We start from the raw sequence: 4,634 nt of genomic DNA, 5'->3' as shown, positions 1-4,634 counted from the left end.
CCCACCTGGGCGGCCTTGGGTTCGGCTCCGGCCGACGAGCCGCGCGTCCACGGCCACCGCTCCGGACGGCCCGCAGATCACCGGGTTCAGCTCGAACTCGGTGAACTCTCCGTCCAGCGCCGTGACCATGTCGCTCATCGCGAGCAGCACCTTGACCAGCGCGTCCCGGTCCACCGGCGGACGGCCGCGGAAGCCGTCGAGCAGGGCGGACCCGCGCAGACCGGCCAGCATCGCGCGCGCGTCGGACTCGGTGATCGGAGCGAGCCGCAGGGACGTGTCGCGCAGCGCCTCCGTCCAAACGCCGCCGAGGCCGAACATGAGGACCGGCCCGAACGCCGGGTCCCGCACCGCGCCGACGATCACCTCGACGCCCGGCTCCGCCTGCTCCTCTACCAGGAACCCGTCCGGGACGATCCCCTTGTCCGCCAGGGCGTGGAGCATCTCGGCGGCGGCCACCGCGGCGGACCCGGCGGACCCGAGGCCGAGCCGCACGGCGCCCGCGTCGCTCTTGTGGAGCAGCCCAGGGCCGAACGCCTTCACCACCAGCGGCGGGGTCAGCCCGGACGCCGCCGCCTCGACCTCGGCGTGGGTGCGCGCGACCGCGCCGCGCGGCACGCTCACCCCGAAGCCGGAGATCCACGCCTTGACCTGGTGTTCGGGAACGTGGCTCACCAGTCCTCCTCGGAGACGGCCGGGCGTCAGACGCGGTCGGCGTAGGCGTCGCGGATGCCCCGGCGCAGCAGCTTGCCGGGGCCGCCCGACGCGTCCTGGGTGTGCGGGAGCGCCTCGGCGATGACCACCGCGTCGGGCCGCTGGTGTTCGGGCAGGCGGTCCGCGAGCGCCGCCTTGACGGCGTCCTCGGTGAGCGCCGCGCCCGCGCCGGAACCCGTGCGCGCGACGACCGCGAGCAGCACCTTCTGCTCGACGGCGTCCTGACCCTCCGGGTGCGCCGGGACCCCGACCGCGCCCGCCTCGGCGACGCCGTCGAGCTCGATCGCCGCCTCCTCGATCTGGACGGGCTGGGTCCACTGGCCGCCCTTGAGGATCGCGTCCTCGCGGCGTCCGAGCACGTGGACGAAGCCGTCCGCGTCCATGCGGCCGAGGTCGCCGCCGACGTACCAGCCGTCGCGCAGGACGTCGGCGGTCTTGTCGGGCAGCTTGTCGTAGCCGGCCATGACGTTCGGCCCGGCGAGGTTGATCTCGCCGACCTCGCCCACCACGCGCCGGCCGTTCGGGTCGGTGATCCGCACCGCGCAGGACGTGCGGGCGCGGCCGACCGACGCGATGTCCTGGCTGCCGTCGTCCTGGCGTCCGAAGCAGGTGTAGGGCGCCTCGGTCTGGCCGTAGTAGCTGTAGATCGCCGCGCCCGGCACCCGGGTGAGGATGCGCTCGCGCAGCGCCGGGAGCAGCGGCTCGCCGCCGAGCACGATCGCCTTCAGCGACGACAGGTCCACGCCCTCGTGGTCGTCCGAGCCGAGCAGCGCCGAGAAGAAGCTCGGGATCAGCGAGACGTGCGTGACCCGCTCGCGCGGGACGACCTTGAGGAAGTTCGCCGGGCCCCAGTCCTGCTCCAGCACCAGCGTCATGCCCGCGTAGAACGCCGGGCCGACCAGCGCGGGGAAGCCGATGCCCCAGATGATCGCGCCGGTGCCCATCACCGAGTCGGGGCCGTGCTCGACGTCCAGCCAGATCTGCGCGGACGCCAGCGACGAGAAGTGCGTGTGCATGACGGCCTTCGGCAGGCCCGTCGTGCCGGAGGTGTAGAACAGCGCGAGCAGGTCGTCGCCGAACCCGCCGAGCGGCGGCTCCGCCTCGCTCGCGTTCGCCGCGAGGGCGTCGACGTCCACGGTGTCGTCCGCCGGTCCGCCGACCCGCAGCCACAGCTTCACGTTGGGCAGGTCGGAGCGGATCTGCCCGACCAGCCCCTCGACCGTCGCGTCGTACACGAACGCGGTGCACTCGGAGTGCTCGACGACCTGCCGGAGCGTGTCCGCGGGCCAGTAGGGGTTCAGCGCCGCGACCACCGACCCGATCTTCATCTGCGCGAGGTACACCTCGGCGACGTGCAGCGTCTCGTTCATCAGGGACGCGACGCGCGCGCCGGGCGCGACCCCGGCGGCGAGCAGCGCGTGCGCGACGCGGTTGACCCGCCGGTTGAGCTCGTCGTAGGTGAAGCTCCGCTCGCCGCAGTAGGTCAGCGCCGTCTTGTCCGGGGTGCGCAGGGCGTTGGCGGTCAGGATCGCGTGGGCGTAGTTGCTGAAGTCGCTGCTGGAAGGACTGTTGTCTCGCGCCACGGCTCGGCTCCTTCGGCTCAAGCTGGAGGGGGTGGGATGCGGGGCGGACGGCGGGAGGCGGAGGTACTGGCCGGCGGGCGCGCGGCCCGGCGGAGCGGGGCCCGGGCCGCGAACCCGGGTGCCCGGGTGTCAGCGGGAGCCGTAGAGGACGAAGAGGTTTCCGGCGGGATCGCGCAGGACGGCGCGGACCTCGTGCGGGCCCTCCTCGGGTCCGCGCACGAGCACCGCCCCGGCGGCGGTCAGCCGCACCGCCGTGGCCGCGACGTCCTCGACCTTGAAGGACGCGGCGGGCGTGCCGCCGGTGACGTCCTCCTCGGACCCGGCGATCGCGAAGGTCGTGCCGCCGCCCTCGAACGCGGCGAACCGCGTCCCGTCCTGGAACTTCAGCGTGAGGCCGAGCTCGTCCCGGTAGAAGGCGACGGCCCGCTCGACGTCCTGCGCCGGATAGAGCACGTTGCCGAGGTGCGGAAGGTCGGTCATGCGGGGCTCCAGTGGGGGATCGGCCCGAAGCCGGGCAGCTCGGCGAAGCGGACGCGGACCGGCATCCCGATCCGGACGTCCCCGGGCGGGCATCCGGTGATGTCGCCGAAGACGCGCGCGCCCTCGGGCAGGTCCAGCCAGGCGACGGTGTAGGGCGGTTCGAAACCGGGGAGGAACGAGCGGTGCACGACGGTGAAGGTGTGCACCTCGCCCCGTCCGGACACCGCCTCGTACGCCAGCTCGGCGCCCCCGCAGTAGGGGCAGCGGGGCTCGGGGAAGTGCACGAACCGGCGGCATCCGGCGCAGCGCTGGAGCGCCAGCTCACCGCGCCCGCAGGCCGCCCAGTAGGGCTCGGTCAGCGGGCTCGGCGTCGGAGCGGGGCGCGGGTGGTCCATCGCCGCCCAAACTAGCGCACGCTTGGTTAGCGGACAAGAGTGCCGATCGCGCCCGCTCCCGACGCGCTGCGACAGCGCATCCGGCCGGGTCGGACGGCGGGACGGTTCAGGTGGTGGCGAGGCGGTCGCGGGAGAGGCGGTCGGCGCGGCGCGTGGTCTCGGGCAGGCGGTAGCGCGGCGCGAGCGTGAGCGCGAGCCGGCACGCCTCGTCCAGTCCGACGCGGTGGCCGACGGAGACGAACACGGGCTTCACACCGTCCTGGGTCCGCAGGACGCTGCCGACCTCCGTGCCGTCCAGGAGCAGCGGTGACCGGTCGCCGCGCCGGAGGCCCGGCTGCTCGTGCGTCCCGACGAACGCGGTCTTGGCGATGCCGATCGTCGGCAGGCCGGTGATGACCCCGAGGTGGCAGGCCAGTCCGAAGCGGCGCGGGTGGGCGAGGCCGTAGCCGTCGCAGACCAGCAGGTCGGGCGTGGTGGTGAGGCCGCGCAGGGCCTCGACCAGCGTCGGCAGCTCCCGGAAGGCGAACAGGCCGGGGACGTACGGGAAGTCGGACGTCCCGACCGCGACCGACTCGTCCACGACCTCCAGCGTCACGGCGTCCAGCACCACGGCCGCCGCGGCGACGCGCGCGTGGACGCCGCCGCCGTCCCCCGCGTACGAGACGTCCAGCCCCGCGACCGTGCGCGGCGCGACCGAACCGGACGCCTCCACGCGGCCGCGCAGCTCGTTCTGAATCGCCTCGGCCTCGGCCGGCGTGGACGGCCAGGGGTGCGGAACCGTGATCTCCATGGCGGAAACCGTAGCGCCGCCCCAGACTGGGCCCATGACCGAACTGGAGACCGAGCGGCTGGTGCTGCGCCCCCTCACGGGCGCCGACTTCGACGACTACGCCGCGATGATGGCCGACCCCGAGGTCGCGGACGGGCTGGCCGAGGGGCCCGGCCGGTCCGTGGACGACGTGTGGCGCAACCTCGCGATGTTCATCGGGCACCGCGAGATCCGCGGGTTCTCGCACTGGGCGCTGGTCGAGAAGGGCACGGGCGCGTTCGTCGGACGCGCCGGACCGTGGAGCCCGCACGGCTTCCCCGGCCTCGGCGTCGGCTGGTGCCTCGTGCGCGAGCACTGGGGGAAGGGGTACGCGTCCGAGGCGGCCCACGCGGCGCTCGCCTTCTGCTTCACCGTGCTGGACGCCGAGGAGGTGGTCTCCCTGATCCTGCCGGGCAACGCGCGCTCGGTCGCCGTCGCCGAGCGGATCGGGCACCGCCACCTGCGCGACACCGAGTACCGGGGACGCCGCGTGCACGTGTACGGGCAGCGCCGCCGCGCCTGACCGGCTACCCAAGCAAGTGCTAGGTCATCTAGGCTGGGCGGGTGCCGACCGATCTCGCCGACCTCGCGGCCCCCGCCCACACCGCGCTGCTCGTCCGCAACCAGGACAACCTGGACAAGATCATCAAGTTGTTC

At 73.9% G+C, this 4,634-nt stretch carries 6 protein-coding genes; 1 reads left to right on the top strand and 5 read right to left on the bottom strand.

What is annotated here, in order from left to right:
• The 5 genes from AB0J52_RS28300 to AB0J52_RS28280 form a co-directional block, all read right to left on the bottom strand.
• On the bottom strand, nt 1-672 hold a 672-nt coding region (locus AB0J52_RS28300), incomplete at its 3' end, for an acetate--CoA ligase family protein (RefSeq protein WP_500185479.1).
• A 26-nt stretch (nt 673-698) separates the two neighbouring features.
• Nucleotides 699-2,294, bottom strand: coding sequence for a class I adenylate-forming enzyme family protein (locus tag AB0J52_RS28295; RefSeq protein WP_500185477.1), 1,596 nt, complete (start codon nt 2,292-2,294; stop codon nt 699-701).
• A 129-nt stretch (nt 2,295-2,423) separates the two neighbouring features.
• Nucleotides 2,424-2,774, bottom strand: a complete 351-nt coding sequence (locus AB0J52_RS28290; RefSeq protein ID WP_500185474.1) for a VOC family protein — start codon at nt 2,772-2,774, stop codon at nt 2,424-2,426.
• Nucleotides 2,771-3,169, bottom strand: a complete 399-nt coding sequence (locus AB0J52_RS28285) for a Zn-ribbon domain-containing OB-fold protein (RefSeq protein ID WP_500185472.1) — start codon at nt 3,167-3,169, stop codon at nt 2,771-2,773. The genes AB0J52_RS28290 and AB0J52_RS28285 overlap by 4 nt, the downstream gene beginning before the upstream one ends.
• A gap of 106 nt (nt 3,170-3,275) precedes the next feature.
• The gene (locus tag AB0J52_RS28280) at nt 3,276-3,959 is read right to left on the bottom strand and encodes an endonuclease V (RefSeq protein WP_500185469.1); all 684 of its coding nucleotides are present in this window, start codon (nt 3,957-3,959) and stop codon (nt 3,276-3,278) included.
• A 34-nt stretch (nt 3,960-3,993) separates the two neighbouring features.
• Between AB0J52_RS28280 and AB0J52_RS28275 the strand changes: the two genes are divergently transcribed.
• Nucleotides 3,994-4,500 (top strand): GNAT family N-acetyltransferase, encoded by a 507-nt coding sequence (locus AB0J52_RS28275; protein ID WP_500185467.1) that lies wholly within the window; start codon nt 3,994-3,996, stop codon nt 4,498-4,500.
• The last annotated feature ends 134 nt before the right edge of the window (nt 4,501-4,634 follow it).

Source organism: Spirillospora sp. NPDC049652, assembly GCF_040675125.1.
Classification (GTDB): Bacteria; Actinomycetota; Actinomycetes; order Streptosporangiales; family Streptosporangiaceae; genus Spirillospora.
The sequence above is the reverse complement of the archived record's forward strand: the minus strand, read 5'-3'. Positions and strand labels throughout refer to the sequence as shown.

Coding starts and splice junctions, on each gene's coding strand:
- AB0J52_RS28290 (WP_500185474.1), bottom strand. CDS start 2,774: ATGACCGACCTTCCGCACCTCGGCAACGTGCTCTATCCGGCGCAGGAC.
- AB0J52_RS28280 (WP_500185469.1), bottom strand. CDS start 3,959: ATGGAGATCACGGTTCCGCACCCCTGGCCGTCCACGCCGGCCGAGGCC.
- AB0J52_RS28285 (WP_500185472.1), bottom strand. CDS start 3,169: ATGGACCACCCGCGCCCCGCTCCGACGCCGAGCCCGCTGACCGAGCCC.
- AB0J52_RS28275 (WP_500185467.1), top strand. CDS start 3,994: ATGACCGAACTGGAGACCGAGCGGCTGGTGCTGCGCCCCCTCACGGGC.